The 26,893-nt window shown below is 57.5% G+C and carries 30 protein-coding genes; 12 read left to right on the top strand and 18 right to left on the bottom strand.

Annotated features, from left to right (window positions below; all coding sequences use genetic code 11):
• Positions 1 to 3: 3 nt before the first annotated feature.
• From radA to AC2FGB_RS01870, 5 genes are all read left to right on the top strand, one after another.
• Positions 4 to 1,365: a DNA repair protein RadA gene (gene radA, locus AC2FGB_RS01890; protein WP_142633484.1), complete on the top strand. Its 1,362-nt coding sequence runs from the start codon at positions 4 to 6 to the stop codon at positions 1,363 to 1,365.
• Positions 1,366 to 1,406: 41 nt separating this feature from the next.
• Positions 1,407 to 2,012, top strand: a complete 606-nt coding sequence (locus AC2FGB_RS01885) for a CvpA family protein (protein WP_496688281.1) — start codon at positions 1,407 to 1,409, stop codon at positions 2,010 to 2,012.
• Between the two features lie 616 nt (positions 2,013 to 2,628).
• Positions 2,629 to 4,152, top strand: a complete 1,524-nt coding sequence (gene purF, locus AC2FGB_RS01880; protein ID WP_281994533.1) for an amidophosphoribosyltransferase — start codon at positions 2,629 to 2,631, stop codon at positions 4,150 to 4,152.
• A gap of 252 nt (positions 4,153 to 4,404) precedes the next feature.
• Positions 4,405 to 4,653, top strand: coding sequence for a hypothetical protein (locus tag AC2FGB_RS01875; protein ID WP_496688283.1), 249 nt, complete (start codon positions 4,405 to 4,407; stop codon positions 4,651 to 4,653).
• Between the two features lie 42 nt (positions 4,654 to 4,695).
• Positions 4,696 to 5,340 carry an SDR family NAD(P)-dependent oxidoreductase gene (locus AC2FGB_RS01870; RefSeq protein ID WP_496693452.1) on the top strand — a complete coding sequence of 215 codons (645 nt, stop codon included), beginning with the start codon at positions 4,696 to 4,698 and terminating at the stop codon, positions 5,338 to 5,340.
• Positions 5,341 to 5,400: 60 nt separating this feature from the next.
• Here AC2FGB_RS01870 and AC2FGB_RS01865 read toward each other — a convergent pair whose 3' ends face one another.
• From AC2FGB_RS01865 to AC2FGB_RS01850, 4 genes are all read right to left on the bottom strand, one after another.
• The gene (locus tag AC2FGB_RS01865; RefSeq protein WP_496693451.1) at positions 5,401 to 6,243 is read right to left on the bottom strand and encodes an ATP-binding protein; all 843 of its coding nucleotides are present in this window, start codon (positions 6,241 to 6,243) and stop codon (positions 5,401 to 5,403) included.
• A 117-nt stretch (positions 6,244 to 6,360) separates the two neighbouring features.
• Positions 6,361 to 7,278 carry a twin-arginine translocase subunit TatC gene (gene tatC, locus AC2FGB_RS01860; RefSeq protein WP_142633471.1) on the bottom strand — a complete coding sequence of 306 codons (918 nt, stop codon included), beginning with the start codon at positions 7,276 to 7,278 and terminating at the stop codon, positions 6,361 to 6,363.
• Complete coding sequence (tatB, locus tag AC2FGB_RS01855) at positions 7,275 to 7,733, bottom strand: Sec-independent protein translocase protein TatB (RefSeq protein WP_496791750.1); 459 nt, start codon at positions 7,731 to 7,733, stop codon at positions 7,275 to 7,277. The genes tatC and tatB overlap by 4 nt, the downstream gene beginning before the upstream one ends.
• A gap of 6 nt (positions 7,734 to 7,739) precedes the next feature.
• Entirely contained in the window at positions 7,740 to 7,955 is a 216-nt protein-coding gene (locus AC2FGB_RS01850) for a twin-arginine translocase TatA/TatE family subunit (RefSeq protein WP_142633467.1), read from the bottom strand.
• A gap of 219 nt (positions 7,956 to 8,174) precedes the next feature.
• Here AC2FGB_RS01850 and AC2FGB_RS01845 point away from each other — a divergent pair, with 219 nt between their 5' ends.
• Together AC2FGB_RS01845 and AC2FGB_RS01840 are read left to right on the top strand one after the other, a co-directional pair.
• Positions 8,175 to 8,480: a hypothetical protein gene (locus AC2FGB_RS01845; RefSeq protein ID WP_142633465.1), complete on the top strand. Its 306-nt coding sequence runs from the start codon at positions 8,175 to 8,177 to the stop codon at positions 8,478 to 8,480.
• Positions 8,481 to 8,501: 21 nt separating this feature from the next.
• Complete coding sequence (locus AC2FGB_RS01840; RefSeq protein ID WP_496693449.1) at positions 8,502 to 9,173, top strand: helix-turn-helix transcriptional regulator; 672 nt, start codon at positions 8,502 to 8,504, stop codon at positions 9,171 to 9,173.
• A gap of 63 nt (positions 9,174 to 9,236) precedes the next feature.
• Here the strand turns inward: AC2FGB_RS01840 and AC2FGB_RS01835 are convergent, their stop codons facing one another.
• From AC2FGB_RS01835 to AC2FGB_RS01800, 8 genes are all read right to left on the bottom strand, one after another.
• Positions 9,237 to 10,388 carry a peptidoglycan DD-metalloendopeptidase family protein gene (locus tag AC2FGB_RS01835; RefSeq protein WP_496693448.1) on the bottom strand — a complete coding sequence of 384 codons (1,152 nt, stop codon included), beginning with the start codon at positions 10,386 to 10,388 and terminating at the stop codon, positions 9,237 to 9,239.
• A gap of 63 nt (positions 10,389 to 10,451) precedes the next feature.
• Positions 10,452 to 11,102: a protein-L-isoaspartate(D-aspartate) O-methyltransferase gene (locus tag AC2FGB_RS01830; RefSeq protein WP_142633458.1), complete on the bottom strand. Its 651-nt coding sequence runs from the start codon at positions 11,100 to 11,102 to the stop codon at positions 10,452 to 10,454.
• Positions 11,099 to 11,881 (bottom strand): 5'/3'-nucleotidase SurE, encoded by a 783-nt coding sequence (surE, locus tag AC2FGB_RS01825; RefSeq protein ID WP_496693447.1) that lies wholly within the window; start codon positions 11,879 to 11,881, stop codon positions 11,099 to 11,101. Before surE ends, AC2FGB_RS01830 begins: the two co-directional genes overlap by 4 nt.
• A gap of 121 nt (positions 11,882 to 12,002) precedes the next feature.
• On the bottom strand, positions 12,003 to 13,088 hold the full coding sequence (locus AC2FGB_RS01820) for an ABC transporter ATP-binding protein (protein WP_185956606.1): 1,086 nt from the start codon (positions 13,086 to 13,088) through the stop codon (positions 12,003 to 12,005).
• Between the two features lie 80 nt (positions 13,089 to 13,168).
• A complete protein-coding gene (locus AC2FGB_RS01815) occupies positions 13,169 to 14,215 on the bottom strand; it encodes a methyltransferase domain-containing protein (RefSeq protein ID WP_496693446.1) in 1,047 nt (348 codons plus the stop codon).
• Between the two features lie 90 nt (positions 14,216 to 14,305).
• Positions 14,306 to 15,418, bottom strand: a complete 1,113-nt coding sequence (locus tag AC2FGB_RS01810; RefSeq protein ID WP_496693445.1) for a YhaZ family DNA alkylation repair protein — start codon at positions 15,416 to 15,418, stop codon at positions 14,306 to 14,308.
• A gap of 2 nt (positions 15,419 to 15,420) precedes the next feature.
• Positions 15,421 to 16,200: an SDR family oxidoreductase gene (locus AC2FGB_RS01805; protein WP_496693508.1), complete on the bottom strand. Its 780-nt coding sequence runs from the start codon at positions 16,198 to 16,200 to the stop codon at positions 15,421 to 15,423.
• Between the two features lie 74 nt (positions 16,201 to 16,274).
• Positions 16,275 to 16,637: a nuclear transport factor 2 family protein gene (locus AC2FGB_RS01800; RefSeq protein ID WP_271947401.1), complete on the bottom strand. Its 363-nt coding sequence runs from the start codon at positions 16,635 to 16,637 to the stop codon at positions 16,275 to 16,277.
• Between the two features lie 109 nt (positions 16,638 to 16,746).
• On the opposite strand from AC2FGB_RS01800, the gene AC2FGB_RS01795 reads away from it, so the two are divergent.
• The 3 genes from AC2FGB_RS01795 (at position 16,747) to AC2FGB_RS01785 (ending at position 20,872) form a co-directional block, all read left to right on the top strand.
• Positions 16,747 to 18,354 carry a peptide chain release factor 3 gene (locus tag AC2FGB_RS01795; RefSeq protein WP_281971993.1) on the top strand — a complete coding sequence of 536 codons (1,608 nt, stop codon included), beginning with the start codon at positions 16,747 to 16,749 and terminating at the stop codon, positions 18,352 to 18,354.
• Between the two features lie 18 nt (positions 18,355 to 18,372).
• Positions 18,373 to 19,314, top strand: a complete 942-nt coding sequence (locus tag AC2FGB_RS01790; protein WP_496693444.1) for a glycosyltransferase family 2 protein — start codon at positions 18,373 to 18,375, stop codon at positions 19,312 to 19,314.
• Between the two features lie 184 nt (positions 19,315 to 19,498).
• Positions 19,499 to 20,872 (top strand): DEAD/DEAH box helicase, encoded by a 1,374-nt coding sequence (locus AC2FGB_RS01785; protein ID WP_281994523.1) that lies wholly within the window; start codon positions 19,499 to 19,501, stop codon positions 20,870 to 20,872.
• Here the strand turns inward: AC2FGB_RS01785 and AC2FGB_RS01780 are convergent.
• From AC2FGB_RS01780 to AC2FGB_RS01770, 3 genes are read right to left on the bottom strand one after another with little or no spacing between them, the layout of a single operon-like run.
• Positions 20,869 to 21,771, bottom strand: coding sequence for an EamA family transporter (locus AC2FGB_RS01780; protein ID WP_271947409.1), 903 nt, complete (start codon positions 21,769 to 21,771; stop codon positions 20,869 to 20,871). The two genes, AC2FGB_RS01785 and AC2FGB_RS01780, sit on opposite strands and share 4 nt — an antisense overlap.
• Positions 21,772 to 21,792: 21 nt before the next feature.
• On the bottom strand, positions 21,793 to 22,677 hold the full coding sequence (locus tag AC2FGB_RS01775) for a fatty acid desaturase (RefSeq protein WP_496693443.1): 885 nt from the start codon (positions 22,675 to 22,677) through the stop codon (positions 21,793 to 21,795).
• Positions 22,670 to 22,873: a DUF2061 domain-containing protein gene (locus AC2FGB_RS01770; protein ID WP_271947413.1), complete on the bottom strand. Its 204-nt coding sequence runs from the start codon at positions 22,871 to 22,873 to the stop codon at positions 22,670 to 22,672. Before AC2FGB_RS01770 ends, AC2FGB_RS01775 begins: the two co-directional genes overlap by 8 nt.
• A gap of 107 nt (positions 22,874 to 22,980) precedes the next feature.
• Here AC2FGB_RS01770 and AC2FGB_RS01765 point away from each other — a divergent pair, with 107 nt between their 5' ends.
• Both AC2FGB_RS01765 and AC2FGB_RS01760 read left to right on the top strand, forming a co-directional pair.
• A complete protein-coding gene (locus tag AC2FGB_RS01765; protein WP_142633438.1) occupies positions 22,981 to 23,850 on the top strand; it encodes a helix-turn-helix domain-containing protein in 870 nt (289 codons plus the stop codon).
• 79 nt (positions 23,851 to 23,929) lie between these two features.
• Positions 23,930 to 24,112, top strand: a complete 183-nt coding sequence (locus AC2FGB_RS01760; RefSeq protein ID WP_142633436.1) for a hypothetical protein — start codon at positions 23,930 to 23,932, stop codon at positions 24,110 to 24,112.
• Between the two features lies 1 nt (position 24,113).
• Here AC2FGB_RS01760 and AC2FGB_RS01755 read toward each other — a convergent pair whose 3' ends face one another.
• Genes AC2FGB_RS01755 through AC2FGB_RS01745 form a run of 3 tightly spaced genes read right to left on the bottom strand, consistent with a single transcriptional unit; the run spans position 24,114 to position 26,889 of the window.
• A complete protein-coding gene (locus AC2FGB_RS01755) occupies positions 24,114 to 24,872 on the bottom strand; it encodes an SDR family oxidoreductase (RefSeq protein WP_496693442.1) in 759 nt (252 codons plus the stop codon).
• Positions 24,869 to 26,335, bottom strand: a complete 1,467-nt coding sequence (locus AC2FGB_RS01750; RefSeq protein ID WP_281994520.1) for a carnitine 3-dehydrogenase — start codon at positions 26,333 to 26,335, stop codon at positions 24,869 to 24,871. Before AC2FGB_RS01750 ends, AC2FGB_RS01755 begins: the two co-directional genes overlap by 4 nt.
• On the bottom strand, positions 26,335 to 26,889 hold the full coding sequence (locus AC2FGB_RS01745; RefSeq protein ID WP_496791749.1) for a lipocalin/fatty acid-binding family protein: 555 nt from the start codon (positions 26,887 to 26,889) through the stop codon (positions 26,335 to 26,337). The genes AC2FGB_RS01750 and AC2FGB_RS01745 overlap by 1 nt, the downstream gene beginning before the upstream one ends.
• Between the last annotated feature and the right edge of the window lie 4 nt (positions 26,890 to 26,893).

Genomic DNA, 26,893 nt, shown 5'->3' with positions numbered 1-26,893 from the left:
GCCATGGCAAAGACAACTTTTTCATGCTCGGCCTGCGGTGCCACTCATTCACGGTGGTCCGGGCGCTGTGACGGTTGCGGTGAATGGAATTCCATCACGCAAGACGTACCCCTTTCGGCTGGCCCAGCCAAAAAATCCCTCGGTGGTAAGCGCGGCCAGTCTATCACACTCACGGACCTGTCGACCGAGGAAACGCCCCCTCCCCGCACGCTCTGCGGGGTCGAGGAGTTGGATCGCGTGTTGGGAGGCGGACTCGTCCCCGCCTCGGCCTTGCTGGTAGGTGGGGATCCGGGCATCGGCAAATCCACCCTTTTGCTGCAGGCCGCGGCCCGGTTCTCGCGTGCAGGTGTGAAAACCATTTACGTCTCGGGCGAGGAAGCCAGCGCGCAGGTTAGGATGCGCGCGCGCCGGTTAGGGCTTGAAGATGCGCCCGTGCAACTGGCCGCCGAAACCAACCTGCGTAACATCCTCACCACGCTGGAAGCTGAGAAACCCGGTCTCGCAATCATCGACTCAATTCAAACCATGTGGGCCGACAACGTCGACAGCGCACCGGGTTCAGTGTCACAAGTCCGCGCCGCAGCACATGAATTGACCACGTTTGCGAAACGACACGGAGTTTCAATCATCATGGTTGGCCATGTCACCAAAGATGGCCAGATCGCTGGCCCCCGCGTGGTTGAACACATGGTTGATACCGTTCTTTATTTCGAAGGCGAACGCGGGCATCAGTTCCGTATTCTGCGCGCGGTCAAGAACCGGTTTGGTCCAGCCGATGAGATTGGCGTGTTCGAGATGACAGGCAAGGGTCTGGCACAAGTCACAAACCCGTCGGCCCTGTTTCTATCTGAACGCGGCAAGCCCAGCCCCGGATCGGCCGTATTTGCTGGTATCGAAGGGACACGGCCGGTTCTGGTCGAGCTTCAGGCGCTGGTTGCCCCATCCCCCCACTCTCAGCCTCGCCGAACCGTCGTCGGCTGGGACAGCGGACGGCTGGCAATGATCCTTGCCGTGCTCGAAGCCCGTTGCGGCATCCCCTTTGCCGGGCTTGATGTCTATCTCAACGTCGCTGGCGGGCTTAAAATCACCGAGCCAGCCGCGGACCTTGCCGTTGCTGCCGCGCTACTCAGCGCGCGCGAGGACACAGCCCTGCCAACGGACACCGTCGTTTTCGGAGAAATCTCGTTGTCCGGGGCACTTAGACCGGCCCCTCAGACAGAAAACAGGTTGAAAGAAGCCCAAAAACTTGGTTTCACATCCGCCATAGCTCCGGCAGGCGGGAAAACCGGTACTGTGGCAGGTCTGACACTCACCCGGCCCTCTGATTTGGTAGGGTTTGTTGGCGAAACCTTCGGAGCAGGTTAAGGTAACGCCTTGAGGGGCAGAAAAAATTACGGGCGAGGGCCATGGAAGGTTTTACAATAATTGACGGGGTAGTTGCCCTGATCATCGTTATATCGGGTCTGCTGGCCTATTCCCGTGGCCTGTTGCGGGAAATTCTCGCGATCGCGGGATGGGTTGCGGCGGCAGTTTTGGCATTCATTTTCGCACCACAGGCCGTTCCACTGGTCAAAGAAATCCCCGTTGTCGGAGATTTCCTGCGCGACAGTTGTGAATTGTCGGTTATCACCGGGTTCGCTGGCGTGTTTGCCATTGCCCTGATCGTGGTTAGTATATTTACCCCACTGTTCTCATCGCTTGTGCAACGGTCTGCGCTGGGCGGCTTGGATCAGGCACTTGGGTTTTTCTTTGGAATCGCGCGCGGCATCCTTTTGGTGGCGATTGCCTTCTTCGTCTATGACACAGTCATGACGGGCCAATCCTACACAATCGTCGACGAAAGCCGGTCAGCCAAAGTGTTCGAACAATTCAGCGACAAAATCGAAGAGCAAAACCCCGAAGCCGCGCTGGGGTGGGTAACCTCCCAATATGAAGAACTGGTAGCCAGCTGTGGTGAAAGCGCCGATCCATCCGACGCACCTGCCGCCCCTGAAACACCTGCAGCGGAATAAAGCAAAAGCCCGGTCAAAGCCGGGCTTTTTCAATTCGACTTAGACAAACCCTTCTCCGGCGCAAACGGTGCATCTGATGTTTTTCAGCCCAAAGCACCCCTCGCAACGGGACATGACGGGCTTGCCAAAAATGTCCCGACTTTTGATCACTTCACCTGCGCCTCCGCAAATCTGACAGGGTGCGCGCCCCATTCCACGGCATCGGTGGCACCGGCGTTTTACCGGTTCTTGCTTTTTCTGACCTTGATTGTTTTGCCACATGTCTGAAATCCGCTTGGCTTGAAGAAACTATTGTTTCGGATTGTTTCCTCTATGACAGCACAAGCTGCGAAACCTGTCACCTTTTGTTCGGCCATTGTGGCAAATTCCACCTGCGTCAAATCGCAAATGTGATCCTTTGATGACACAGCCACCGTAAGGCTTTATGTGAAGTCCGAACTGACATGGAATCGGAGCTGCCGATCTTGCTGTATCTGTTTTCTTTCGCGCCTGCCGCTTACGACCAGGGCGCGTCTGCATCCCAAGATCTATGGGAAGTATCAGGCAAAGACACCGCCATGCTGATGTTCCGAACACCGCCACAACTTAAATCGTCATAGTAATTTGGAGCCCGTACATGTGTGGGATTTTGGGGATCGCAAGCAGAACACATGATGTGTTTGCGGAAATCTATGACGGGCTTCTGATGCTACAGCACCGGGGTCAGGATGCATCGGGTATCGTCACGTATACCGGAGAGTTCTTCCGCGAAAAGAAGGCCAACGGGCTGGTCAAGGACGTGTTTAACGCTCAGGACGCCGATACCCTGCTTGGAAAGGTCGGCATTGGCCATGTGCGCTATCCGACTGCCGGGTCGCTCAGCGCGGCCGAGGCGCAGCCGTTCTTCGTGAATGCCCCGTATGGCATCTACCTGGTTCATAACGGCAATATCACCAACACTGCCGCACAGCGTGAGAAGGTCACCGGAAAATACAGCCGCCACCTGCGCACAACGTCAGATTCGGAAATTCTGCTGAACGTTCTGGCGGACAAGGTTGCTGACGCAATCAAGGTCAATGGCAACGCCGAGCCCATTCGGAATATCTTTGCCGGTGTGAAGATGACGATGGAACGGGTACAGGGCGCCTATTCGGTAATCTGCCTGATTGCAGGTGTCGGAATGCTGGCCTTCCGCGACCCGCACGGAATTCGCCCGCTCTCGGTGGCCATCCGCGAAACCGAAAGCGGTGGCGACGACTTTGCGTTTGCCTCGGAAGATGTGGCCTTTGGCATCAACGGCTTCAACAAGATGCGCGACCTGCGCCCTGGCGAAGCGATTCTGATCGACCTGGACGGCAACATGCACGAATTCCAGGCGGTCGAAGGCAAGCTGACACCCTGTATCTTTGAATATGTCTATCTGGCGCGTCCGGATTCTCTGTTGGACGGCGTCTCTGTCTATAAAACGCAGATGCGTATGGGGCAGACGCTGGCCAAACAGATCCAGGAATCAGGGCTTGAGATTGATCGGATCATCCCGGTCCCAGACAGCGCCCGCCCGGTCGCGCTTGAGGCGGCCAAGATCACCGGCATTCCCTATCGCGAAGGTCTGGTAAAGAACCGCTATGTCGGACGAACGTTCATCATGCCCGGTCAGGCCGAACGTCAGAAATCCGTGCGCCGCAAACTGAATGCGGTTCCGCTGGAGTTTGACGGCCACAATGTTCTGTTGATCGATGATTCCATCGTCCGCGGGAACACGATCAAGAAGATTGTGCAAATGTGCCGCGAGGCTGGAGCCAAGAAGGTCTACATTGCCAGCGCCTCACCGCCGGTGAAATACCCCAATGTCTATGGCATCGACATGCCCACCAAACATGAGCTGATTGCCCATGGCAAAGAGGTCGAGGAAATCCGGCAAGAGCTCGGTGCAGACGCCCTGATCTATCAGCATCTGGACGATCTGATCTGGGCCGCCAAGGAAGGAAATCCAGAAATCGAAGCGTTCGACTGTTCGTGTTTTGACGGAAAATACATCACCGGAAGCGTCAGCAAAGACTATCTGGATACGCTCGAAAGCAGCTCACGCGTTAGTAAGAAACGTGAAGACATGCAGGTGCCCGGCGGATCCTGGAATGCGGCGAAGCTGGCTTCGGGATAAGTTTCCGGCGAATCGGTAGCTCTCTGCCCGGTCCAAGCCGGGCGGTTTCCGACCTGCATCGGTGTAAATTCGCTTAGTTTCCGCGCACAACTTTTTGGCGAAGGAAATGCAATCGCAATGGGTTCACCGATTGCCTTTTGAAAGTGACGGAACGGACAATTCACCAGACCTTTTGTTCCCTTGTTGCGTTTGATAGCCCGCCTCCAACCACTCATCAAAAGGGGTTGGGGCCGCGTGCCGCAACCGCACTCTATGTCAAACAAAACCGTCACAAGCGCGGCCACGCAACAGGGCGCGCTTAGCAAAAACTCTGTCACCCTGCTTGGGGTGTTTGGGCCAAAAGCCGATATGCGCGCGCTGATGCGGATGTCTTCTGGCCGGGTCAAAGAGGTCAAGCTGGGCAGCCGTGTGTCTTCAGGTACTATTGTGGCCATTGATGCCGAGGGCATCATGCTGCGACAAAGCGGTCAGACGACGCGCATAGCGATCCCAGGCAGCTAATCCTGTCTTGACGCGCTGCACGCTTGGGTTCAAACCGCAGTCATGACCGATCAGACTAAAATCGCCCTCATCACCGGGGCCTCACGCGGGCTGGGCGCTGCCCTGGCCGAGGCGCTGGCACCAGAGTACCACATCGTCGCTGTCGCCCGTACCACCGGCGGGTTGGAAGAACTGGACGACCGCATCAAAGCAAAGGGCGGTTCAGCCACCCTGGCTCCGATGGATATTGCCGACCCGAATGCGATGGCCACTCTGTGTCGTGGCATCCATGATCGCTGGGGCAAGGTGGACCTGTGGCTGCATACTGCGGTTCACACTTCGGCCCTGACGCCGACCCATTTCATTGACCCCAAGGAATGGACCAAAGCCATTAACACCAACGCAACCGCCACGTCGGTCCTGATCCCCTATGTTGCGCCTTTGCTGGGTGAGGCCGGCCATGCGGTGTTTTTCGATGATCTGAAGGCGGGTGAGAAATTCTATGGCATCTACGGTGCCACCAAGGCGGCGCAGATGGCTCTGGCCCGTAGCTGGGCGCTGGAAACTGAGCGCACCGGGCCGCGTGTGAGCATCGTGGAACCGGCTGCCATGCCAACTGCCGTGCGTGCCCGGTTTCATCCCGGTGAGGATCGGGAGGCATTGACCAGCACCGCAGATGAAGCGGCGCGCATTCTGGCTCTGTTATAGGAATGGCCCATTGGGCCATGCCTCCGGCGGAGGTATTTTTAGCCAGATGAAGCCGGCGGATTACGCGATGTGAACACCGTTTCTTCCGGCCAGATCGACGAAGAATTGCCATGCAACACGGCCCGAGCGCGCACCACGTGTGGCCTGCCATTCGATCGCTTCGGCGCGCAGGGAGTTTGCGTCGACCGAGACGCCGTAAGAAGCACAATAGCGGTCGATCATGGCAAGGTATTCGTCCTGATCGCAAGGATGGAAACCCAGCCATAGCCCGAACCGGTCCGACAGTGAGACCTTCTCTTCTACGGCCTCAGACGGGTTGATGGCGCTGGAACGTTCATTTTCGATCATATCCCGCGGCATCAGGTGGCGGCGGTTTGAGGTGGCGTAGAACACCACATTTTCCGGGCGACCTTCGATGCCACCGTCCAGCACTGCCTTGAGCGATTTGTAGTGCTGATCATCGTGGCTGAAGGACAGGTCATCACAATACAGGATGAACCGATGCGGCGCGGCGCGTAGATGGTTCAGCAGACGCGCGACCGAGCCCATATCCTCGCGCTGCAGCTCAACCAGTTTCAGATCGGGATGTTCGTTCTGCAAGGTGCCGTGGACCGCTTTGACAAGGCTGGATTTGCCCATACCGCGCGCACCCCAGAGCAGTGCATTGTTGGCCTTAAATCCAGCGGCAAAGCGGCGTGTATTGTCCAAAAGTGTATCGCGAGACCGGTTGATACCCACCAAGAGATCCAAATCGACCCGATTGACCTGCTTAACCGGTTCCAGGCGGTCGGGTTCGACATGCCAGACAAAAGCCGGAGCTGCGGCAAAATCGGGCGCGGCCAAAGGCGCCGGGGCCATGCGATCCAGCGCGTCGGCAATACGGTTCAGGGCTTGTGTATCCATTGGGGCCTCCGGTCGTGTTTGGAGGGTCTCAAACCATGTTCCGCCCGGCGCGACAAGAGCGGCGCATGAAAAAGGCGCGCCGGGCTGGGCGCGCCTGTTCATTGCTTGATCGCAGCTTTATTTGCCGTCTTCTTCGTGGATGATATCGGCATCAGCCTCTTCTTCGTCGTCATAGTATCCTTCTGCGCGCAGCTCGGCCTCGCGCTTTCTCTCAACTCGGGCGACAAGGAAGATCGACACCTCATAAAGACCATACACCACGACAAACAGGATGATCTGAGTGATCACGTCTGGCGGTGTCACAAGGGCAGCAAGCACCAGAATACCTACCATGGCGTATTTCCGGACACTGCCCAAACCTTCGGCGCTGACCAGACCGGCCTTGCCCATTAGGGTCAGCAGCACAGGCAGTTGGAAACACAGGCCAAAGGCAAGGATGAATTTCAGCGTGATATCCAGCGATTCATTCACCTTGCCGAAGAACGTGATCTTCACGCCCTCGGTGGTTTCGGGCACAACCACGATCTCTTCTGGAACATCTCCGGTAGTCGCCGACAACAGATTGGCGAAAATCGAACTGACATCCGCAAAGCCCAAAAAGAACTGCATGGCCAGCGGCGTTACCACGAATTGTGCAAATGATGCCCCAAGCAGGAACATGAACGGCGAGGCGACCAGGAATGGCAGGAAAGCGCCCTTCTCAGACCTGTACAGACCGGGCGCCACAAAGCGCCAGAGTTGATAGGAGATCACCGGGAAGGCCAGCGCAAACCCAAACACCATCGAAATTCGGAACAGCGTAAACAGATATTCCTGTGGCGAGGTATATTGCAAAGTCGGAGACGGATCGCCCAGATCGCGCAGCGTTGCCTCGATTGGTTGGACCAGGAATTGCAGGATCGGTTCCGCGACCGTAAAGGCCAGGACAATGCCAATTACAAAGGCAATGACCGCGCGGATCAACCGCGTGCGCAGTTCCGCCAGATGCTCGATCAATGGGGCCGAGCTGTCTTCGATCTCGTCTGTGTCGGTCATGATTTGCCTTCGGTTTTCAGCGCGGCTTCGGCCTCTTCAGCCTTGGCCAGCGCGTCGGCGGCTTCTTTCGCCTTCCGCACGGCCGCAGCGCGTGCGGTCGAGGCCTGAATCTTCTTGGCCTGCTCGGCCCGTTCGGCGGCCAGCTTACCGGTCTCGCTATCGGGGTCGAACTTGGTGGGGTCGATACTTTTGGCCAGGTCCTGCGCGGCTTCTTTCACACCATCCATGGCGCTGCCTACAGGGTTGGTGGCCGCGTTGAGACCTTTTTTGATGTCATTCACACCGGCCTGATCCGCCGCATCGTTCATAGCACTGCTGAATTCGCGCGCCATGCCACGGGCCTTGCCGACAAAACGACCGACATTACTGAACAAAACCGGCAGATCCTTTGGCCCCACAACGATCAGGGCAACGACGCCGATGACCAGAAGCTCGGTCCAGCCCAGATCAAACATACCGGATCAGACCTTGTCTTTGTCGGTCTCGGGCGTGACGTCCTTGGCCAGTTCGGATGCGTCCTGATCCAGTTCCTCTGCGCCTTCTTTGACGCCCTTCTTGAATGACGTAATGCCTTTGCCCACTTCGCCCATCAACGAGCTGATTTTGCCACGGCCGAATAGCACCAGAACCACAACTGCGATCAGCAGAATGCCGGGAAGGCCAATATTGTTGAGCATCTCTCTTCTCCTATAACGTCGGCGCCGTACGCCGGAAATGTGATCTGTGTCCGTGTCTACGCCCGCTGGCCCGCCTGCAAAAGTGAGTTGGTTCAAATCTGCGTTCAAATTCGATCCGATCCGATGTTTTTTACGGCCTCGGATTGATCAACTGACAGGTTTGTGTCAGTTGATAGGGGCTAGGTAGGCGGTATCGAAACCTGGTCAACGGAGATTCACATGACCCATGTTGCAGAAATCGTCACCTTCACCCTCGCCAACGGGACAACCCCGGAAGAGTTCGTAAAACTCAGCCAAGCGTCCGAAGCCTTTGTACGCGCAGCTCCGGGGTTTGCCCATCGTCAACTCAGTCAAGGCGAAGACGGGCGCTGGACTGACTACGTGATCTGGACCGATATGAAGGCCGCACAGGACGCAGCTGCGCAGTTCCCGCAGCAGGGTTTTGCGCCCGCACTGATCGCCGCGATCAACCCCGAAGGCATGCAGATGCGCCACGAGAACGTGCTATGGAACATGACCGCCTGATCGCGGTCAGAACGGCGTGTCATGCGCCGCACTGACCGCCTGTTCGACATCATCCAGATCCTGCGCGACGGCAAACTGCACCGTGCGCAGGACATTGCGGATCGGCTCGAGGTGTCGGTCCGCACGATCTATCGCGACATGGATACGTTGGCCGCCTCGGGCGTTCCGGTCGAAGGTGAGCGCGGCGTGGGTTATATGGTGCGTGAGCAGATCACCCTGCCCCCGCTGAATTTGACCCCGGCCGAACTGGAAGCGCTGAACCTTGGCATGGCAATCGTGGCCGAGGCCGCCGACCCCGACTTGAAAACCGCCGCCGAGTCTTTGGCTGAAAAGATCGACGCAGTGCTGCCGACACAGGTGATTGCCGAGGCTGACAGCTGGAAATTTGCGGTATACCCCTTTGCCGATGCCGCACGCGGGCTGGCGCATATGGCCCCGATCCGCGCCGCCATCAAATCACGACAAAAATTACGTCTGAGTTACCGCAGGATCGACGGCGTGCTGACCGAGCGCACCATTCGGCCATTGCATATGGAGTATTGGGGACGAGTCTGGACGCTGACTTCCTGGTGTGAACTCCGCGATGGTTTCCGGGTCTTCCGAATTGACCTGATCGAAACCGTCCTTCCCCTGCCCGAGATTTTTGCAGACGAGCCGGGAAAGCGTCTGAGCGATTACGACCCATACGCTTAACCCTGCCGTCATCGGGTTGGGATTATCCCTGCCAGCGGCATGGCCCTGACGGGGCCATTCTTATCATTTCAGATAGGGCTCTGGATCTACAGATTCGAAGCCTTTGCGCACTTCGAAATGGACATAGGCGTTGTCCCCGCTCCGCAGCAAGGCAATCTTCTGCCCTCGTCGCACGCGATCCCCTTTCTTGACCGAGATATCTGCCACATTGGCATAGACGGTCAGCAGATCACTGTTGTGTTTAACAACGATGATCGGAACCTGATCTGCATCAGCAGTGATCGCCGCAACAGTTCCCGCCTCTGCCGCCATTACAGGCGATCCTGCAGCCGCTGCGATGTCGATCCCCTCGTTCTTTCCCTTTTGATATGTGCGGATAATCGTACCGTTCACAGGAAGCCCAAGCGCCGAATTGCTTTGGTTTGTTGGTGCCTCGGCGGTCACATCAGGCGCCGGAGTGGCCGGGGAAATGGTTTCGTCAGGCAAAGGCTGCGTAGCACTGGGCGGCGTCGGTGTCGGAGACCCCTGACCGGGCTGAGTCACATTCGTTGCAGGCACAGCAGCTTTGCGCGGTGCGGATTGGCTTTTCACCGGGATCAGAAGGAACTGGCCTTCGCGGACGGTAAAATCGGAATCCAATCCATTCCAATCTGACAGCGCCTCAACGGGAACGTCATAGAGGCGTGAAATTGTAAATGCCGTTTCACCACGTTTCACCTTGTGGCGGATCGGTTCGGGACCGGTTGGTGCCGGTGCCGCCGCAGGTTTTGCGGGTTCAAGCGTTGATGTACGGACCGAGCCATTTGCGGGAACTTCGTCGATTGCCGTACCAGCTATCGTCGCAATATCGACAGAGCTTGCGGAACCGACCGTCTGGGGCAGTGCCACAACTTCGCCCTCGCGCAGGGTATCTGTAGGCATTAGACCATTGAAACGCGCCAGCTCTCCTTCAGGCAAGCCAACCCTTGCGGCCAAGTCTCTGACAGTGTCACCGCGGCGAGCAATCGCCACTTGATAGGTCGGATATGTGATGACACCCCTGGCATCCGGTGCGGGCCGGTTGGTCGTCGCCGACTGTGCTGCTTCGGCGGTGGAAAAACCGCCTACCTGTCCGCGAAGATCATAGTCCAGCGGCCCTTCGCACCCAGCCAGGATTGCAAGGCTAGCCACTCCTAACGCACAGCGGCGCATTGCTGATTTGGAAACTGCTCTCATTTTATTGTCCTCGACACCTGCCCTTGTTCATCGGGGTTCCGGCGCATTTTGCAGAATATTCCTTTAAGCTCCATCCTTCCCAAGCCCTTCTAACAAGGGCACAAAACGGACAGGCAACAATTCGTCATAGTCCAAACCGGATTCGGTGCGTCGGACCCTGATCAACGTCTGGACCGTATCCGACTGCCCCACCGGCAAGACCATGATACCGCCGATTTTGAGCTGCGCCAAGAGCGGCCCGGGCGGGTCCTCGGCAGCTGCGGTCACGATGATACGATCAAACGGGGCTTGCTCGGGCAGACCAAACGAACCATCCGACAACATTGCCGTCACATTCGTCAGCCCCAAATCACGGAACAACTGGCCGGTTTCGCGCACAAGTCGCTTATGACGCTCGACCGTATATACCCGGCGTGCCAGTTTCGACAGGATCGCGGCCTGATAGCCCGATCCGGTCCCTATCTCGAGCACAGTATCACGCGGACGTACTTCCAGTGCCTGCGTCATCAGCCCAACGACAGACGGTTGGCTGATCGTCTGGCCGCACGCAATCGGCAGCGGCGTATCCTCATAGGCGCGTTCTGCAAACAGGCCTTTGACAAATCTGCCGCGATCTATCTGCTCCATTGCTGCCAGCACGCGTGCATCCGTCACCCCGCGCGAGCGCAGGGCAAACAGGAACTGCATGGTTGTTTCAGGGTCCAGTCCGCTCATTCGATCGACTTTAACGCTTCCAGCGCGTCATGCGCCGTCAGATCCGCACGCATTGGTGTGACCGAGATATAGCCTGCCAGATTGACGGCAGCATCCGTCCCAGGTGCAGTCGGGTTGTGTTGATACCCGCCCTTGATCCACAGAAACCGCCGCCCCGAAGGTGAGCTGTGCGGCTCGACCGAGAAATGTGTGTCACGCCGATAACCCTGAGGGGCGATCCGGGTGCCCTGTACTTCATCCGCAGGCACTGGGGGGAAATTGACGTTGTAAAACAAACGGTAATCGCCTTGTTCTGCCGGCGTCGCCCCCAGTATCTTACGAACCAGCTCGGCACCAAATCGGGTCGCGGATTCGAACGGGTCATCCAGCCCCAAATTGCGCGGACCGAAATATTGAGACAGGGCAATAGCCGGAACCCCCTGCAGGGCCGCCTCCATCGCGCCCCCGACTGTGCCAGAATACAGCGTATTCTCGGCCGAGTTGTTCCCACGATTCACACCAGATAATATCAAGTCGGGTGGCGCGTCCTTCATCACATCGTGCAAACCGGCCAAGACACAATCAGCTGGTGATCCTTCCGCAGCAAAACGGCGTTCTCCCAGCTTGGCAACCATCATCGGGTGCGTGTAGCTGATGCAATGCCCCACGCCGGATTGCTCGAAAGCGGGCGCAACGACCCAGACTTCACCGCCCGGTCCGGCCAGATCGGCAGCAATCGCCTCGAGTGCGATAAGTCCCGGCGCATTGATACCGTCATCATTGGTTAAAAGAATACGCATATGCCCCATCCACCGCAGCGTTTTTTCCTTGATAGACCCAGCCCCGCACTGCGGCAAGCAACCCGCAGGTGCAATCTGAGGCTTTCACGCACCACTTGCGCCTAAACTGCAGTTTTAGACCCTATTTGGGGAATACAAAGCACCGATCGCGGCGAATGGTCAGCCACATGACCCGCCCCGCTTGCGGGACAAACACGTTGGGAACGGTCGCTTTCAAGATTGAATCATCATAGTCCATACGGAATTCAATCAAGCTTTCGTTGCCCAGAAAACGCGCCCGTTCGACCACACCACGCGCGGCTACACCGTCCGTCGGTGTCGGCAGTGGACCTTTGCCATTGCGATCAAAATCCAAACGGACGTGCTGAGGCCGAAATACAATCTCAACATTCGTTCCATCCGGCACACCCGGAGCAAGAAACTGACCAAATGGGGTATCGGCCAAAGCTCCGTTAACTTGCGCGCCTAACACATTTATATCGCTAAAGAATGCAACTGCAGCTTTGTCCGCAGGACGGGTGTAGACGTTGTAAGGCGCACCCTGTTGAACGATTCTGCCACGGCGCATCAGGGCGATCTCATCGGCCATACGCATTGCCTCTTCGGGTTCATGGGTAACCAACAGGACTGCGGCGTCCTCTTCCTTGAGGATCGCCAGAGTTTCGTCCCGAATTCCATCGCGTAACCGGTTATCGAGCCCCGAAAACGGCTCATCCATCAACATGATCCGGGGGCGTGGGGCCAATGCGCGCGCCAGAGCCACCCGCTGTTGCTCACCGCCCGACAAGTGATGTGGAAAGCTGTCTGCGAAACGCATCAGGTCGACTTTGGCCAGCAACTCATCCACGCGTGCGCGTTTTTCATCTTTGCTACCCTTCAGGCCAAAGGCAACATTGTCAGCTACGCTAAGATGTGGGAACAGGGCAAAGTCCTGAAACATCAGGCCAATCTCGCGCCGCTCAGGCGGGACACGGAACACCGTATCGCAGATCAGCTTGCCATCGACATAGATCTGGCCTGTCTCTTGCATCTCGACACCGGCAATCATCCGCAGCGTCGTTGACTTGCCGCACCCTGACGGCCCCAACAGGCATGTCACCTGCCCCGCCTGCACGGTCAGCGAGACGTCATCAACCACCACCCGACCTTCGTACCGGGCGACCAGATTGCGAATTTCCAGACGCGGAGGAGTTGCGTTTACTGTCACCGATGGACCCCGTAGCCTTACCCGATCAAATCAATCGGGCTTGGGCGGGGATAGCAACCCCTCCCTTTGGGTGCAAGGGATCAGCAGCAGCCGCCCGTTTCGGCCTGCTCGGTCGCCTCAAATGGGCTTTCACCACCGCAGCCTTCGAAGATGCCGTAATGGGTTGAGAAATCACCGATGAACTCAAAGTGCCGCGCAAACCGCGTGTCTTTGAGCATCATCCATGTGTTGCCGCACACCGGAAACACCTTATCCGTCGCGATTGCGTGGTGGTCATCCAGCTCAAATATGTGCGCCGCATTGGGCACAGTGCCCTTATAGATCACGGCCTGACCATAATCTTCGCAGGCGGGTTCCAACGCAGGTAACTTGAACAGACGATAGGTGGCTGACAGGAATTTGAGCGGTGCCACGCGGTCCTCAAGAACCGGATTTTCGATGGTCAACGGGCGGTGCGTGACTCGACGCGGGTCGCCGAAACCGGCTTTGCGAGACATCGACAGAAAGTCATTCCAGTACAGCGCACCGGACAGACACTCGCCATACAGAACCTCATCCTCGGCCATTGCCTGCGGTACGCGACGATCCGCATAAACGTCCGAGAAATACATCTCTCCGCCGTCCTTAAGCAGGCGGTGCGCGCCGCGCAGAACGGCCTCCTTATCAGTGGCCAGGTTGATCACGCAGTTCGAAACGATGATATCGAAAGACCCCGCCTTTAAGTCCAGTTCATCCAGCTTTTCGATGTAGCCGTGATGGAATTCCACGTTGCTTTGGGCATACCCAAAGGTTTCGGCGTGATATTCCTGATGCGCGCGGGCTATATCCAACTGCTCGGGCGTCATATCCACGCCGACCACTCGCCCTCTCTCGCCCACCATGGCAGACAGGGCGTATACATCCCGACCGGCACCACAGCCCAGATCAAGGATCCTCATCCCTTCCAGATCCAGCGGCGCGATCAGCCCGCAGCCGTAATAGCGGGTCAGCACGTCATCATGGACCTTGGCGAGGATCTTTTTCAGATGATCCGGCATATCGTCGGGCGTACAACACGCGTTGGTCTGCAGGTCCGCGCTGCTTTGCAGGACCTCGCCATAATAGTTCTGCACCGATTCATGCTTCATCGCTGTCATCCCCTGATCTGACTGATGTTGAGCTAACCCAGCACCGCGCACCGTGCAATCAAAAGCCGAGCAATCTGACGAAAGGTTGAGCTAGCCCAGCAGCTCAAAATCCAGATCCGCGCGCACCCGGCCATTCACCTGAATCTCCAGAAGATGTGCGCCGGGAACAAGCCTGAACGTGGTCGCATCGCCTTTGAGCTTGTGCTTTTTGCTCAAGGTTAGGTTTCCATTCCTTAGCGCGGCCTGTTTCAGCTTGTGAACTTTGGCGGAAGTTTTGCCGCCAGGCCTTTGGAAATGAATGATATAATCGACCAGAACCGGTTGATCCACCTCACCAGCCAATGAAACATCAAACTCAAGCGCGCCGCCAATCTTTGCCTGCCCATTTACCATAACCGAGACCTGTATATCGGCATCAGGGTCATATCCCAGCATCTTCATCGCGCGTGGGTGCCCGGCCTTAACCAGACCGCGCAGGGTATGAGAGGTCATCCACCGCAGCTCGTCCGCGTCTTGACGCTGTGAACGAGACCAGCCCTGCAGGCGGTCCAGTACCAGATCCGGGTCTTTTTTGGAGATGTCGTTCAGATGGTTGGCCACCGACCGCGTCACATAGCGCGTTTGGTCCTGATGCAGCCGATCCAGCAGAGGCAGCGGATCGGTCAATTCCAGCCCCACCGCCTGCCCCCATGGCAAACGCGGGCGGGTTCCTTCGGACACCAGACGCCGCACGTGATAGCTGTCATGTCCGCACCAATCCTCCAGCCGCTCCATGACGTGTTCGGGGTGGCGATTGAGAAATGGGCGAATGGCCCATTCCATCGAAAACCTCTGCGTCAGTTCAGCCAGCACGTCCAGCGCGAGGTCGGGGTGATCAAGGCCGACATTCACGACCCAATCCCCCAGCGGCGCAAAGATGAAATCGCCAAAATCGTCGTCGGTCTTGTTCGGATCCAGCGGCGGCGGCAAGGCCCGTAAAAGGGTCGGAGCGACAGTTGGCAGCTCACCCGGAACCTGTTGCTGCAGGCATTCGGCGATCCACACCATCCGCTCTTTCAACTCAAGCTCGAGAAGGCGTGACATCACCTGCGTTTGAAACGCCTGTGCATCGAACCCTGGATCAGCCTCGGCAAAAAGCCCCGCCAGATAGCCGGTCTTTTCTGCATTAAACAACTGATCCTTCAGTGAAAATCCTTGCGTCATGGTCACATCGTCAGATTGGTCGCGCCACCATCCAACAGGATGTTCTGCCCGACGATAAAGCCCGCATGCTGCGAACACAGAAACGCGCAGGTTGCCCCGAACTCCTGCCGCGAGCCATAGCGGCGCGTGGGGATGGTTGCCTCACGCTGCGCGCGTGCCTCGTCAACGGAAATGCCTTGCTGCGCAGCCACACCACCGTCCAGAGAATCCGCCCGATCCGTCGCATGTATCCCTGGCAACAGGTTATTGATTGTCACACCATGCGGCGCGACCTGCCTGGACGTTCCGGCCACATATCCGGTTAGCCCGGTCCGTGCGGCATTAGACAGGCCAAGAACGGCAATCGGCGCACGTACGGATTGCGAGGTGATGTTCACCACCCGGCCCCAGCCCTTATCCATCATGCCGGGCAACAGGGCCTTCATGAAGGCAATCGGGGTCAGCATGTTGGCATCCAACGCCTTGATGAAGTCGTCACGCTGCCAATCCGACCACAGACCCGGAGGCGGACCACCGGCATTTGTCACAAGAATATCAACGCCCTGCGCGGCAGCAATCACTTGTGCCTGCCCCTCCTCTGAGGTCACATCACACGCAACACTCTGCACATCGACACCAAATTCCGAGCGCAAACGCGCGGCTTCAGCCTCTAACGCGTCGGCCCCTCGCGCGTTCATCACCAGATTCACACCAGCCGCCGCCAGAGCCTCGGCGCAGCCCAGACCCAACCCTTTGCTGCTGGCACAAACCAGCGCGCGCTTTCCTCGAATTCCCAGATCCATCTGTTCCTCCCCATCTGTGATTATCCGCATGTCTAGCACCCAGCAGACAGGGAAGACAGATTGATGACAAGGGGTTAGTAGAAGAACTCTTCCCGGACGATCTTGCCATCCGCGACGTGATACAGCGCAACTTCGCGCATATCGAAGCTCTCACCGCTTTCCTTGAACTTGCCCTGCACCTCAAAGATCACGGCAAAACGGTCTTCGCCATGCACCATCGGGTCACTGACGTTTCCGCCCGTCACTTCGGTCGAACTCTCCCACCAATCGTGCTTGCCACGGATCGCGTCGCGCCCATGCGCCTCGCGTCCCATACCGGATGCATCGACGGCCTCAACCGAAATGGCATCCGCCGCATACAGCTTATCCAGATTGGCCTTGGCCCGGTTTTCCCGGCATCCCGCCACCAGCTCATCGGCGATTTCTTTCAAATTCATTGATCCTCTCCATTATCTGTTCACTATATGTTCTTATTGCCACAGGCAGACGATTCGAACCAGCCTCTTTGTCTTGCTTCGGCAGAATTCCCCGCCTATACGCGCGACTATGCTTGATACCGCCACGAACCAACCCACCTTGCCGCCCGAGATCGCCCGGCGCCGGACATTTGCCATCATCTCGCACCCGGATGCGGGCAAGACGACCCTGACGGAAAAGTTCCTGCTGTATGGCGGCGCCATCCAGATGGCCGGTCAGGTACGCGCCAAGGGTGAGGCACGGCGGACACGTTCGGATTTCATGCAGATGGAGAAGGATCGCGGGATCTCGGTCTCAGCCTCGGCCATGTCCTTCGACTATGGAAACTTCCGGTTCAATCTGGTGGACACGCCCGGCCACAGCGATTTCTCGGAAGATACCTATCGCACTCTGACCGCAGTGGACGCGGCCGTGATGGTGATCGACGGCGCGAAAGGTGTGGAAAGCCAGACCCAGAAACTGTTTGAGGTCTGCCGCCTGCGCGACCTGCCGATCCTGACCTTCTGTAACAAGATGGACCGCGAAAGCCGCGATACGTTCGAGATCATCGACGAAATTCAGGAAATGCTGGCCATCGACGTCACGCCCGCTGCCTGGCCGATTGGAGTAGGCCGCGACTTTATCGGCTGTTACGACATGCTGCGCGACCGGCTGGAGCTGATGGACCGCGCTGACCGTAATAAAGTGGCCGAAAGCATCCAGATCAACGGGTTGGACGACCCCAAGCTGGCCGAACATGTGCCCGAGCACCTGCTTGAGAAGCTGCTGGAAGAGGTTGAGATGGCACGCGAATTGCTGCCCGCGCTTGACCCCCAAGCGGTATTGGAAGGCCACATGACCCCGATCTGGTTCGGCTCGGCGATCAATTCGTTCGGCGTCAAGGAACTGATGGAAGGCATCGGCGCCTATGGTCCACAGCCGCAGGTACAGTCCGCGGAACCCCGTCAGATCGCGCCAGAAGAAAAGAAAGTCTCTGGGTTCGTCTTCAAGGTTCAGGCCAATATGGACCCCAAGCACCGCGACCGGGTGGCATTTGTGCGCATGGCCTCGGGCCATTTCAAACGCGGCATGAAGCTGACCCATGTTCGATCGAAAAAGCCGATGGCAATCTCGAACCCTGTGCTGTTTCTTGCATCCGACCGGGAACTGGCCGAAGAGGCCTGGGCCGGAGACATCATCGGCATCCCAAACCACGGCCAGCTGCGCATCGGCGACACGCTGACCGAGGGCGAAGCGATCCGGGTAACCGGCATCCCCTCCTTTGCGCCGGAACTGCTGCAGACCGTGCGCCCGGGCGATCCGATGAAAGCCAAGCATCTGGAAAAAGCCCTGATGCAATTCGCCGAGGAAGGCGCGGCCAAGGTGTTCAAACCGTCGATCGGATCGGGCTTTATCGTCGGCGTCGTTGGCGCACTGCAATTCGAGGTTCTGGCCAGCCGGATTGAGATGGAATACGGCCTGCCGGTACGGTTCGAGGCGTCTCAGTTCACCTCCGCCCGCTGGGTCAGTGGTGAAAAGGCTGAGGTTGAGAAATTCGTCAACGCCAACAAGCAGCACATCGCTCATGATCATGACGGCGACATCGTCTATTTGACTCGCCTGCAGTGGGACATCGACCGGGTCGTGCGGGACTATCCCGACCTGAACCTGACCGCCACCAAAGAGATGATGGCGTGACGGGATCACGGGATTCATATGCCGGATAATGTCCCGAACTGGGGCATTGTATCAACGATCCGGGGCTCGGCCCCGGACATCCTTCGGTTTGCGGCCTATCACCTCGATCTCGGGGCCGACCGGATGTATCTGTATCTGGACGAGCCCTGCCCGGCTGCGTTCAACGTCCTGAACCGCCACCCACGGATCGAAATACGCAACTGCGACGAAGGGTACTGGGCGAACCGAAAGCGCGAGAGGCCCGACAAACATCAGGTCCGGCAAACCGCAAATGCCAGCTTTACTTACAGAAAGGCTGAGGTCGACTGGCTTGCCCATATTGATCTGGACGAGTTCCTCTGGCCGCAATCCGACCTTGGCGCGATATTAGCGGAGATTCCGCAACATATCCCAGCGGTGCGCGTTCGTCCGATCGAGCCCGTGGGCGGAACCGAAGACCTGTACAAAGCCTATATCCCCGCTGGTCAGGGCCGTGATGGGATCGTTCAGGCACTATATCCGAATTTTGGCGGATTTGTTCTTGCTGGATTCCTCAGCCATGTTCAGGGTAAACTGTTTGTTCGCAAAGGCTTACCTCAGATCAATTTCCGGATTCACAATCTGTTTCAGGATGGCGAAATCCTCCCGACCAAGGTCGAGCTGCCCCAGGTTGATCTATGCCACCGTCATGCACCTGACTGGGATCATTGGCTAGCCCATTATCGGTTCCGGTTCGAAAAGGGCTCGTATCAGCCAGGCATGTCACCCAATGTTCCGCGCGAACAAGGCGGGATGAACATGAATGAATTACTGAGCTGGATCGAAGAAGAAGATGGGGCTCACGGCCTGCGGGCTTTCTATGATGAAATCAGTGGCGCCGACCAAGAAGTTCGCACCCGCCTCGAAAAGTTTGGGCTGATTAAGCACCGTCCGCTGGATTTGGATGGAAAAGTCGCGAAACATTTCCCCGGAAGTACCTGAATTGTTGCGATAAATCCGCATGGTCAGCCGGTGTCGCAGCATAAAAGTGACTTCATTTGACCCTGCCCCGTGATTTTGTTATGTCCCGCCAAGCCGAAATGCACAAAATATCGCATGGCCATCCGGGCCCGGCACATTCTTTACGCGCGGGCCAGGTTTTAGTGTCCGCAACAACCGGACATACATGACAAAGTTTAACGAACTGAACCTGAACCCGAAGGTCCTCAAAGCCATTGAGGAAGCCGGATACGAAACGCCAACACCGATCCAGGAAGGCGCAATCCCACCCGCGCTTGAGGGCAAGGACGTTCTGGGTATCGCCCAGACCGGTACAGGCAAAACCGCCAGCTTCACGCTACCGATGATCACATTGCTGGCCCGTGGCCGCGCACGTGCGCGCATGCCGCGGTCGCTGGTGCTGTGTCCGACGCGGGAACTGGCCGCGCAGGTGGCCGAGAATTTCGATACCTACTCAAAGCACTTGAAACTGACCAAAGCGCTGTTGATCGGCGGCGTCAGCTTTAAGGAGCAAGATGCGCTGATCGACCGTGGCGTCGACGTTCTGATCGCTACACCGGGTCGTCTGCTGGACCATTTCGAACGCGGCAAACTGCTGTTGACCGGCGTCCAGATCATGGTGGTGGATGAGGCCGACCGAATGTTGGATATGGGCTTTATCCCCGATATCGAACGCATTTTTTCGCTGACGCCGTTCACACGCCAAACGCTGTTCTTCTCAGCCACCATGGCGCCCGAGATTGAGCGGATCACCGATACATTCCTGTCGGCCCCAACCCGGATCGAAGTTGCCCGTCAGGCAACGGCCTCGGAAACCATCGAGCAAAGTGTGGTCATGTTCAAAGGTGGTCGCCGTGACCGCGAGGCCAGCGCCAAGCGCCAGGTCCTGCGTTCGCTGATCGACTCCGAGGGCGAAAAATGCACCAACGCGATCATCTTCTGCAATCGTAAGACCGATGTGGATATCTGTGCGAAATCGCTGAAGAAATACGGCTATGATGCTGCCGCGATCCATGGCGATCTCGATCAGTCACAACGGACGAAAACACTGGACGGTTTCCGTGACGGAACATTACGCCTGCTTGTCGCCTCGGACGTTGCAGCGCGCGGATTGGATGTGCCCTCGGTCAGTCATGTGATCAATTTCGACGTCCCCGGCCACCCCGAGGATTATGTGCACCGGATCGGCCGTACAGGTCGCGCCGGACGCGAAGGCAAAGCGATCACTATCTGTTCGGGACGCGATGAAAAAGCATTGGCCGCGATCGAGAAGCTGATTCAAAAAGAAATTCCTCGCTTGGACAATCCGGTAAAGGAAGAGCCGAAACCCGAGAGGCCAAAGCCCGAGAAAAAGGCCCGGCCAACAGAAGTCCGGCCAACAGAGGCCCCCAAAAGCGACGATAAAAGAGAAGATCGCAAGAAGGATAAAGAAGTCAGAGGCCGTGGACGGCGCGCTGACAACGGTCCTTCGGTCGTGGGAATGGGCGATCACCTGCCCAGCTTTATCGCGCTCAGCTTCGACGAACGCCGCACGGGTTAAATAGACAAAACCAACGCCAGAATTGATGCGCCCAATAACGTCATCCCGGCGATCTCGCGCCGGGTAATGGTTTCGCGGAAAAACAAGATCGACGCGAACAGGCTGAGGATCAGCTCGACCTGCCCCAGAGCCTTGACGTAGGCGGCGTTTTGCAAGGTGAATGCCAAGAACCAGCAGAACGATCCGCACAGGCTGGTCAGTCCGACAAATACGCCTGTTCGGCGTGTCTGCCACACGGCGCGCAGCTCGGCCCTGTCTCGCCACAACAGCCACAGGCCCATGCTGACGAACTGGAGCGAGACAACGACTGCCAGCGTCACAAGTGCCCGAAACCACGCATCAATCTCGCCCAGTTCAAGCGAGGCACCCCGATAACTGACCGAGGAAAACGCAAACAGCACACCTGATCCCAGGCCAAGCCGCGAGGCCCGGTTCGTCAGATGTCGCCACCACGCCCCGTCTCCACCGGGACTTTTCGACAGCAGCAACACAGCCGTCAGCCCCAGAAAGATCGCACCAAGCGCCCAGGACGAGACCTGATCGCCCAGGACCAGAAAACCAACGATGGCGGTCTGGATTACTTCGGTTTTCTTAAAAGTTATGCCGACAGCAAAATTGCGCTGTTTGAACAAGGCGACGACACAGATCGTGGCAAGGATCTGAGCCGTTCCTCCAATGGTGGCAAACACCCAGAACCGGGCGGTCAACGGCGGCAAGGAATACCCCGTCAACTGCAGCGCCACGATCAGAGCGATTAGAACCAGCGGGATTGAATAGGCAAACCGGGCAAATGTCGCCCCGGCGGCCGTCAGCTTTACACTGCTCAGCGATTTTTGCAGCATGAACCGCACCGTCTGAAACGTTGCGGCGGCGATAGTGACAGGTATCCAGAGGCTCATGCCGCCTTATGTGGCCGCAAATCAACCCTTTGGCCAGAGCGGATGCGCCACCGGGTCTTTTACCTTCCAGAAATACGCCCGGAAAACATCGGCATATGAAGGGTATACATAGGCCTTATTCGTGGCCAGATAGCCCTCTTTACCCTGCTGGTAGATCTTCGGAAGTTGATACCAGGGGGTACGCGGGTTCAGATGATGAACTACATGTAAATTGTTGTTCAAAAACAGAAAAGACAGTATCCCGCGATCTTCGATGATAACGGTTCTTGCCCCCACATCTTCATGCGCACGGTGTTCCAGAAAAGTGCGTATTTTGACAAGGCCAAGCCCCAAATACGCGGACAGGACATAGGCCCAGACCGGCATGGGCGACAAGGTCACGATCCAGATAACCGCAACCACGCCTGCCATATGCAAAGCCCATGCGCGCAATATGTCCCATTCGCCACGCGCGGCCCCTCGCAACTCGTCCCTGACAAAGGCAACCTGTCCGATTGCAGGGCCCAAAACGATCCGCCCCAGCAGAGTATTGTTCACCGATAACAACCGCCTGTGCCAATGGCCTAGCCCCGACCAAACTTTTGGGTCCAGATAGTTTGATTCAGGATCATCATAGGGATCGGTCAGCGTTGCATCCCGATGATGGGCCAGATGTAAGTCTCGGAACCGCTGATATGGGATGAACAAGCTCAAAGGCAGCGCCATCAGCGCCTCATTCATCCATCTGGTGCGAAAAGGATGCCCGTGCAGCGCCTCATGCGTTAATGATGAATGTAACGCGGCCACCGCGCCCATCACTGGAACCGCTAACCAGATGGGCAGGAAGAAGATCACGGCCAACCAGGCAGCATAACAGGCCAGCATCAGCGTGAAAGTGCCCCATTCCGGGCCCGGACGCTCAAGCATTGCGGCCCCAGGAAATGCCCGCCCAGACCCTCTCATAAATCACATAGAGCGTCAGACCGATTGCTGTGTTCACCACGGCCAGTGTTCCGCCAATCGCGGCGGATCCTGTGGCGATCAACCCGATCACCGACATGATGATCAGGCCCATCATGTTCCACACAACCGCTTTCACGACCGATCTGCGCCGTGTTTCCATTCCGTCACCCATAATATTGTTATGGCTTAAGAATTACGGCCCATCGATTAGGTTGAACATTCTGAATATGATTAACAAAACTCATCAAACATGATATTTATCACCACATGCAGGATAAAATAGACAAACGCGACCGTGCGGCTCAATTCCGTTTGCGCCTGGCCCGCGCAATGGAAGAACGCCAAATCAGCCGAAGCGCCCTCGCGCGCCAGATCGGTGTTGACCGCTCAACCGTATCGCAACTGTTGACCGATCACGGGGCACGGTTGCCGAATGCCCATGTTGTCGGAAGCTGCGCGACGGCATTGGGTGTTTCGGCGGACTGGTTGCTGAGCCTGTCTGACCGGCCGGAAAGCGCGGCCGAGTTGCTGGCTTTGTCCCTGAGCATGACTGAGGCCCCCCGCGCCCTGGTAGACGAGCGCATATTCGAGTGGCACCAAGAGGCGGCGGGTTACAAAATCAGATATGTTCCTGCGACCTTGCCCGACATGCTCAAGACCCGCACCGTTCTGGAATGGGAATACGCACCGCATCTGGGGCGCACGGCAGATCAGGCCATAGGTGCGTCCGAAGATCGACTGACCTGGATGCGCAGCGCCCAGTCCGATTATGAGATCGCAATGCCGATGTACGAAATCGACAGCTTTGCGCATGCAACCGGCTATTATCAAGGCCTTAGCCTTCGCAAGCGGCTGGATCAGATTGACCACCTTTTGGAGTTGTGTGAACAGCTCTACCCACGGCTGCGTATCTATCTGTTCGATGCCAAACGGCTGTATTCGGCTCCCGTAACGATTTTCGGTCCACTTCTTTGCGTGTTTTACGCAGGAAGCCATTACATGGCCTTTCGCGATCGCGACCGGATTGAAATTTTCAGCCGCCATTTCGACACTCTGGTTCGCGAGGCGGTCGTGACCGCACGGGACTTTCCAGAGCACCTGCAACAGCTCAGAGCAGCGATTTCCCGCGACATGTGATGCATCCCCGTACAACCTGTGGTATCGTCGCCGGGCGCGAACTTTCGGGCATTCCGACCACAGACGGAGGACCACAGGAATGGACGCACTGAAAACAGCCCAATATGCACGGGCTTTGTACACGGCGCACGGTGACCAGGCCGAGGCAGAAGCCGCGATGAAAATGCGCGAATGCGAGGCCGCCGGGAACGCTCAGCAAGCCCGCGATTGGCAAGCCGTTCGTCAGACCATCCGCCAGATCCGAGGCCCCAACCAGGGCTAGGTTACAGTTTCGGGTCGGGATTGACCGTGTGACCATCCACCGCGATCACCTGACCCGACACCAACCGCGCCGCGCCAGAGGCCAGAAAGACAGCCATATTGGCGATGTCCTGCGCTTCGACGAAACGACCCATGGACGTGCCCGAGGCATAGCCCTGATAGACCTCGTCCCGGCTCATGCCTTTGGTCGCCGCCTCGCGCGCCAGCACGCCCTCCATCCTTGGCCCCTCGACCGCGCCGGGGCAAATCGCATTGGCGCGTATGCCGTGGGGGCCAAGCTCCATCGCCAGTGTTTTCATCAATCCGATCACTGCCCATTTCGCCGCGGCATAGGGCGCACGAAAGGGATAGCCATATTGCCCCGCCGTGGATGAGGTCAGGATGATGCTGCCGGCACCGGCAGATTTCATCATAGGCGCGGCGTATTTGGCGGCCAGAAACGCCCCGTCCAGATTGACCGCAACGCACCCCCGCCAGTCCTTCAGGTCGATATCCTCGATTGCGCTGGTCGGCCCGGCAATCCCCGCATTGGCGCAGAGCGAATCCAGACCGCCCGCATCTGAAATCGCGGCGAAGACGGCGCGCATATCACCCTCATCCGCCACGTCAGCATGGTGGGCTGTCCAATGACCCGGCACGCCATCTAGCGCCGCCCGATCAATATCTGTGATCCAGACTTCATACCCGGCCGCATCAAACGCCTCTGCCATAGCCCGACCAACACCCGAAGCGCCAGCCGTCACCAACACCCGGCAGGTCATGAGGGTTTCCGGATCGCAACCCCGGCCCCTTCGGGATAAGGCAATCCGGCCTGCGCTTCGGCGATGCGGGCCATCGCGGCCTCAATGCTGGGCGATGGCGGGCTGGGGCGACGGGTGTCCAGGCTGACATGCAGCAAAAAGCTCTCCCCGGTCGCCAGCAGCGTCTCACCGCTATACATGCTGTGGAACACGTGCAGTTTCTTGCCCTGCCCCAACAGCATCTGGGTGCGTACCTCAATCTTTGCGCCCGCATGGACCTCATTCATGTAACGAATGTGGTTTTCCGCGGTGAAATAGCTGCCCCCGGACGAGATATATTCCATATCGCAACCGATGATCTCCATGAAGCGGTCGGTGGCGGCAGCGAAGGCCTCAAGGTATTTGGCTTCGTTCATGTGACCGTTGTAATCGGTCCAATCCAAAGGCACGGCACGAGACAGAGTCAGGATCGGTTGGCTCAGATCCGCTTGCTCCAATGATGGCAGCGCACCCGGTTTCAGTAGCGCGTCATGCTGGTTCAGCACCGCCCCCGCGCCCCAGTTCTGCGCCTTGAGTGCGCGCATCATCCCCACGAGGTTGTTGTCGCGGATACGCTCCAGCTCGCGGATCGAATGCATGCCTGATTGCGCATCCGACTGATCCGCAATCAGATCCACAAGCTCTTCAGTGAATTCGGGCACATCCATCAGCTTGGTCCAGGGCCATTTCAGTGCCGGGCCGAACTGCGCCATGAAATGCCGCATCCCGGCCTCGCCGCCGGCGACACGATAGGTTTCGAACAGACCCATCTGCCCCCAACGGATGCCAAACCCCATACGGATCGCCTCGTCGATTTCCTCGGTCGTGGCGACACCGTCCTTGACCAGCCACAGCGCCTCGCGCCAGACAGCCTCAAGGAACCGATCAGCGATATGGGCGTCGATCTCTTTCTTGACGTGCAGCGGGAAGAACCCGACCGATTTCAGGACGTCTTGCGCCCGTTCGATCATCTCGGGCGGGTTCGCGCCAGTTGGCACCAATTCGATCAGCGGCAGAAGGTAAACCGGGTTGAACGGATGCGTCACCACGATCTGTTCGGGGCGCAGCGCGCCGTCCTGCAATTCAGACGGCTTGAACCCACTAGTCGAGGAGCCGATGATCGCACCCGGATCACAAGCCTCTTGCAAGCCCTTGTAAACTTTCAGCTTCAGGTCCAGCCGTTCCGGAACACTTTCCTGAATCCACTCGGCACCCTGTACCACATCGACTATATCATCATGGAATGACAACGCACCTTCAGGCGGCAACGGGACGTCGCTCAGCCCCGGTAGCGAGCGGCGCGCATTGTCCAAAACTTCTCCGATCTTACGCTCGGCTTCCGGGTCCGGGTCGAATACCCGAACGTTCCAACCGTTCAGCAGGAACCGCGCGGCCCATCCGCCGCCGATAACTCCGCCGCCAATGATTGCTGCTGTTTTTGTCATCACTTCACTACTTTCAACTCTTGAGGGTCAAACCCATTTTCGCTCAGTACGTCACGTGCAATCGTCAGTTGATTTTGTGTGATCGTTAAATCTCTGCTCAGTACAACTGCAAACGACCTATCTGGGCGGGCCAATACAACCATCTGCTCCCCGTCACCCACGTAGATGATGTGAAACTTTGTGGGGCTTGCGGCAGTGATGTCATATTCAAGTGCAGACTCGGATCGCCGGGTAGGCACGCTCAGGTGGTTTTCAAAGCAATCACTTGCTCCTGCGATGTACCCAAAACATTCGGTCCGGTCCGGGTCACGCAATTGATAGCTAGGGTATGGCTGTCCCTCAAGCCTCACAAAAAGCCGCTGCTTGCCCTTGCTTTTGCGTCTGGACGCAGCAACCTCAAAATACGGTTCGTCAAAGATCGACCAGTTCACCGCTTCGACGGGTTGAATATTAAATTGACGTGCTCGAAAGCCCTCATTGTCTACCAAGCCACACGTTGGAATCAATCCAACGAGCAAGCATCCAACTACCCGTGAAAGAACTCGGCGGAACATGGCG

This window comes from Ruegeria sp. CDSC021 (assembly GCF_059610845.1).
Note: the sequence above shows the minus strand (reverse complement) of the source record. Positions and strands in the feature narration are given on the sequence as shown.

What these genes read in the sequence shown, in the direction of transcription:
- radA (WP_142633484.1), top strand. Translation starts at nt 4, where the DNA reads ATGGCAAAGACAACTTTTTCATGCTCGGCCTGCGGTGCCACTCATTCA.
- AC2FGB_RS01885 (WP_496688281.1), top strand. Translation starts at nt 1,407, where the DNA reads ATGGAAGGTTTTACAATAATTGACGGGGTAGTTGCCCTGATCATCGTT.
- purF (WP_281994533.1), top strand. Translation starts at nt 2,629, where the DNA reads ATGTGTGGGATTTTGGGGATCGCAAGCAGAACACATGATGTGTTTGCG.
- AC2FGB_RS01875 (WP_496688283.1), top strand. Translation starts at nt 4,405, where the DNA reads ATGTCAAACAAAACCGTCACAAGCGCGGCCACGCAACAGGGCGCGCTT.
- AC2FGB_RS01870 (WP_496693452.1), top strand. Translation starts at nt 4,696, where the DNA reads ATGACCGATCAGACTAAAATCGCCCTCATCACCGGGGCCTCACGCGGG.
- AC2FGB_RS01865 (WP_496693451.1), bottom strand. Translation starts at nt 6,243, where the DNA reads ATGGATACACAAGCCCTGAACCGTATTGCCGACGCGCTGGATCGCATG.
- tatC (WP_142633471.1), bottom strand. Translation starts at nt 7,278, where the DNA reads ATGACCGACACAGACGAGATCGAAGACAGCTCGGCCCCATTGATCGAG.
- tatB (WP_496791750.1), bottom strand. Translation starts at nt 7,733, where the DNA reads ATGTTTGATCTGGGCTGGACCGAGCTTCTGGTCATCGGCGTCGTTGCC.
- AC2FGB_RS01850 (WP_142633467.1), bottom strand. Translation starts at nt 7,955, where the DNA reads ATGCTCAACAATATTGGCCTTCCCGGCATTCTGCTGATCGCAGTTGTG.
- AC2FGB_RS01845 (WP_142633465.1), top strand. Translation starts at nt 8,175, where the DNA reads ATGACCCATGTTGCAGAAATCGTCACCTTCACCCTCGCCAACGGGACA.
- AC2FGB_RS01840 (WP_496693449.1), top strand. Translation starts at nt 8,502, where the DNA reads ATGCGCCGCACTGACCGCCTGTTCGACATCATCCAGATCCTGCGCGAC.
- AC2FGB_RS01835 (WP_496693448.1), bottom strand. Translation starts at nt 10,388, where the DNA reads ATGAGAGCAGTTTCCAAATCAGCAATGCGCCGCTGTGCGTTAGGAGTG.
- AC2FGB_RS01830 (WP_142633458.1), bottom strand. Translation starts at nt 11,102, where the DNA reads ATGAGCGGACTGGACCCTGAAACAACCATGCAGTTCCTGTTTGCCCTG.
- surE (WP_496693447.1), bottom strand. Translation starts at nt 11,881, where the DNA reads ATGCGTATTCTTTTAACCAATGATGACGGTATCAATGCGCCGGGACTT.
- AC2FGB_RS01815 (WP_496693446.1), bottom strand. Translation starts at nt 14,215, where the DNA reads ATGAAGCATGAATCGGTGCAGAACTATTATGGCGAGGTCCTGCAAAGC.
- AC2FGB_RS01810 (WP_496693445.1), bottom strand. Translation starts at nt 15,418, where the DNA reads ATGACGCAAGGATTTTCACTGAAGGATCAGTTGTTTAATGCAGAAAAG.
- AC2FGB_RS01805 (WP_496693508.1), bottom strand. Translation starts at nt 16,200, where the DNA reads ATGGATCTGGGAATTCGAGGAAAGCGCGCGCTGGTTTGTGCCAGCAGC.
- AC2FGB_RS01800 (WP_271947401.1), bottom strand. Translation starts at nt 16,637, where the DNA reads ATGAATTTGAAAGAAATCGCCGATGAGCTGGTGGCGGGATGCCGGGAA.
- AC2FGB_RS01795 (WP_281971993.1), top strand. Translation starts at nt 16,747, where the DNA reads ATGCTTGATACCGCCACGAACCAACCCACCTTGCCGCCCGAGATCGCC.
- AC2FGB_RS01790 (WP_496693444.1), top strand. Translation starts at nt 18,373, where the DNA reads ATGCCGGATAATGTCCCGAACTGGGGCATTGTATCAACGATCCGGGGC.
- AC2FGB_RS01785 (WP_281994523.1), top strand. Translation starts at nt 19,499, where the DNA reads ATGACAAAGTTTAACGAACTGAACCTGAACCCGAAGGTCCTCAAAGCC.
- AC2FGB_RS01780 (WP_271947409.1), bottom strand. Translation starts at nt 21,771, where the DNA reads ATGAGCCTCTGGATACCTGTCACTATCGCCGCCGCAACGTTTCAGACG.
- AC2FGB_RS01775 (WP_496693443.1), bottom strand. Translation starts at nt 22,677, where the DNA reads ATGCTTGAGCGTCCGGGCCCGGAATGGGGCACTTTCACGCTGATGCTG.
- AC2FGB_RS01770 (WP_271947413.1), bottom strand. Translation starts at nt 22,873, where the DNA reads ATGGAAACACGGCGCAGATCGGTCGTGAAAGCGGTTGTGTGGAACATG.
- AC2FGB_RS01765 (WP_142633438.1), top strand. Translation starts at nt 22,981, where the DNA reads ATGCAGGATAAAATAGACAAACGCGACCGTGCGGCTCAATTCCGTTTG.
- AC2FGB_RS01760 (WP_142633436.1), top strand. Translation starts at nt 23,930, where the DNA reads ATGGACGCACTGAAAACAGCCCAATATGCACGGGCTTTGTACACGGCG.
- AC2FGB_RS01755 (WP_496693442.1), bottom strand. Translation starts at nt 24,872, where the DNA reads ATGACCTGCCGGGTGTTGGTGACGGCTGGCGCTTCGGGTGTTGGTCGG.
- AC2FGB_RS01750 (WP_281994520.1), bottom strand. Translation starts at nt 26,335, where the DNA reads ATGACAAAAACAGCAGCAATCATTGGCGGCGGAGTTATCGGCGGCGGA.
- AC2FGB_RS01745 (WP_496791749.1), bottom strand. Translation starts at nt 26,889, where the DNA reads ATGTTCCGCCGAGTTCTTTCACGGGTAGTTGGATGCTTGCTCGTTGGA.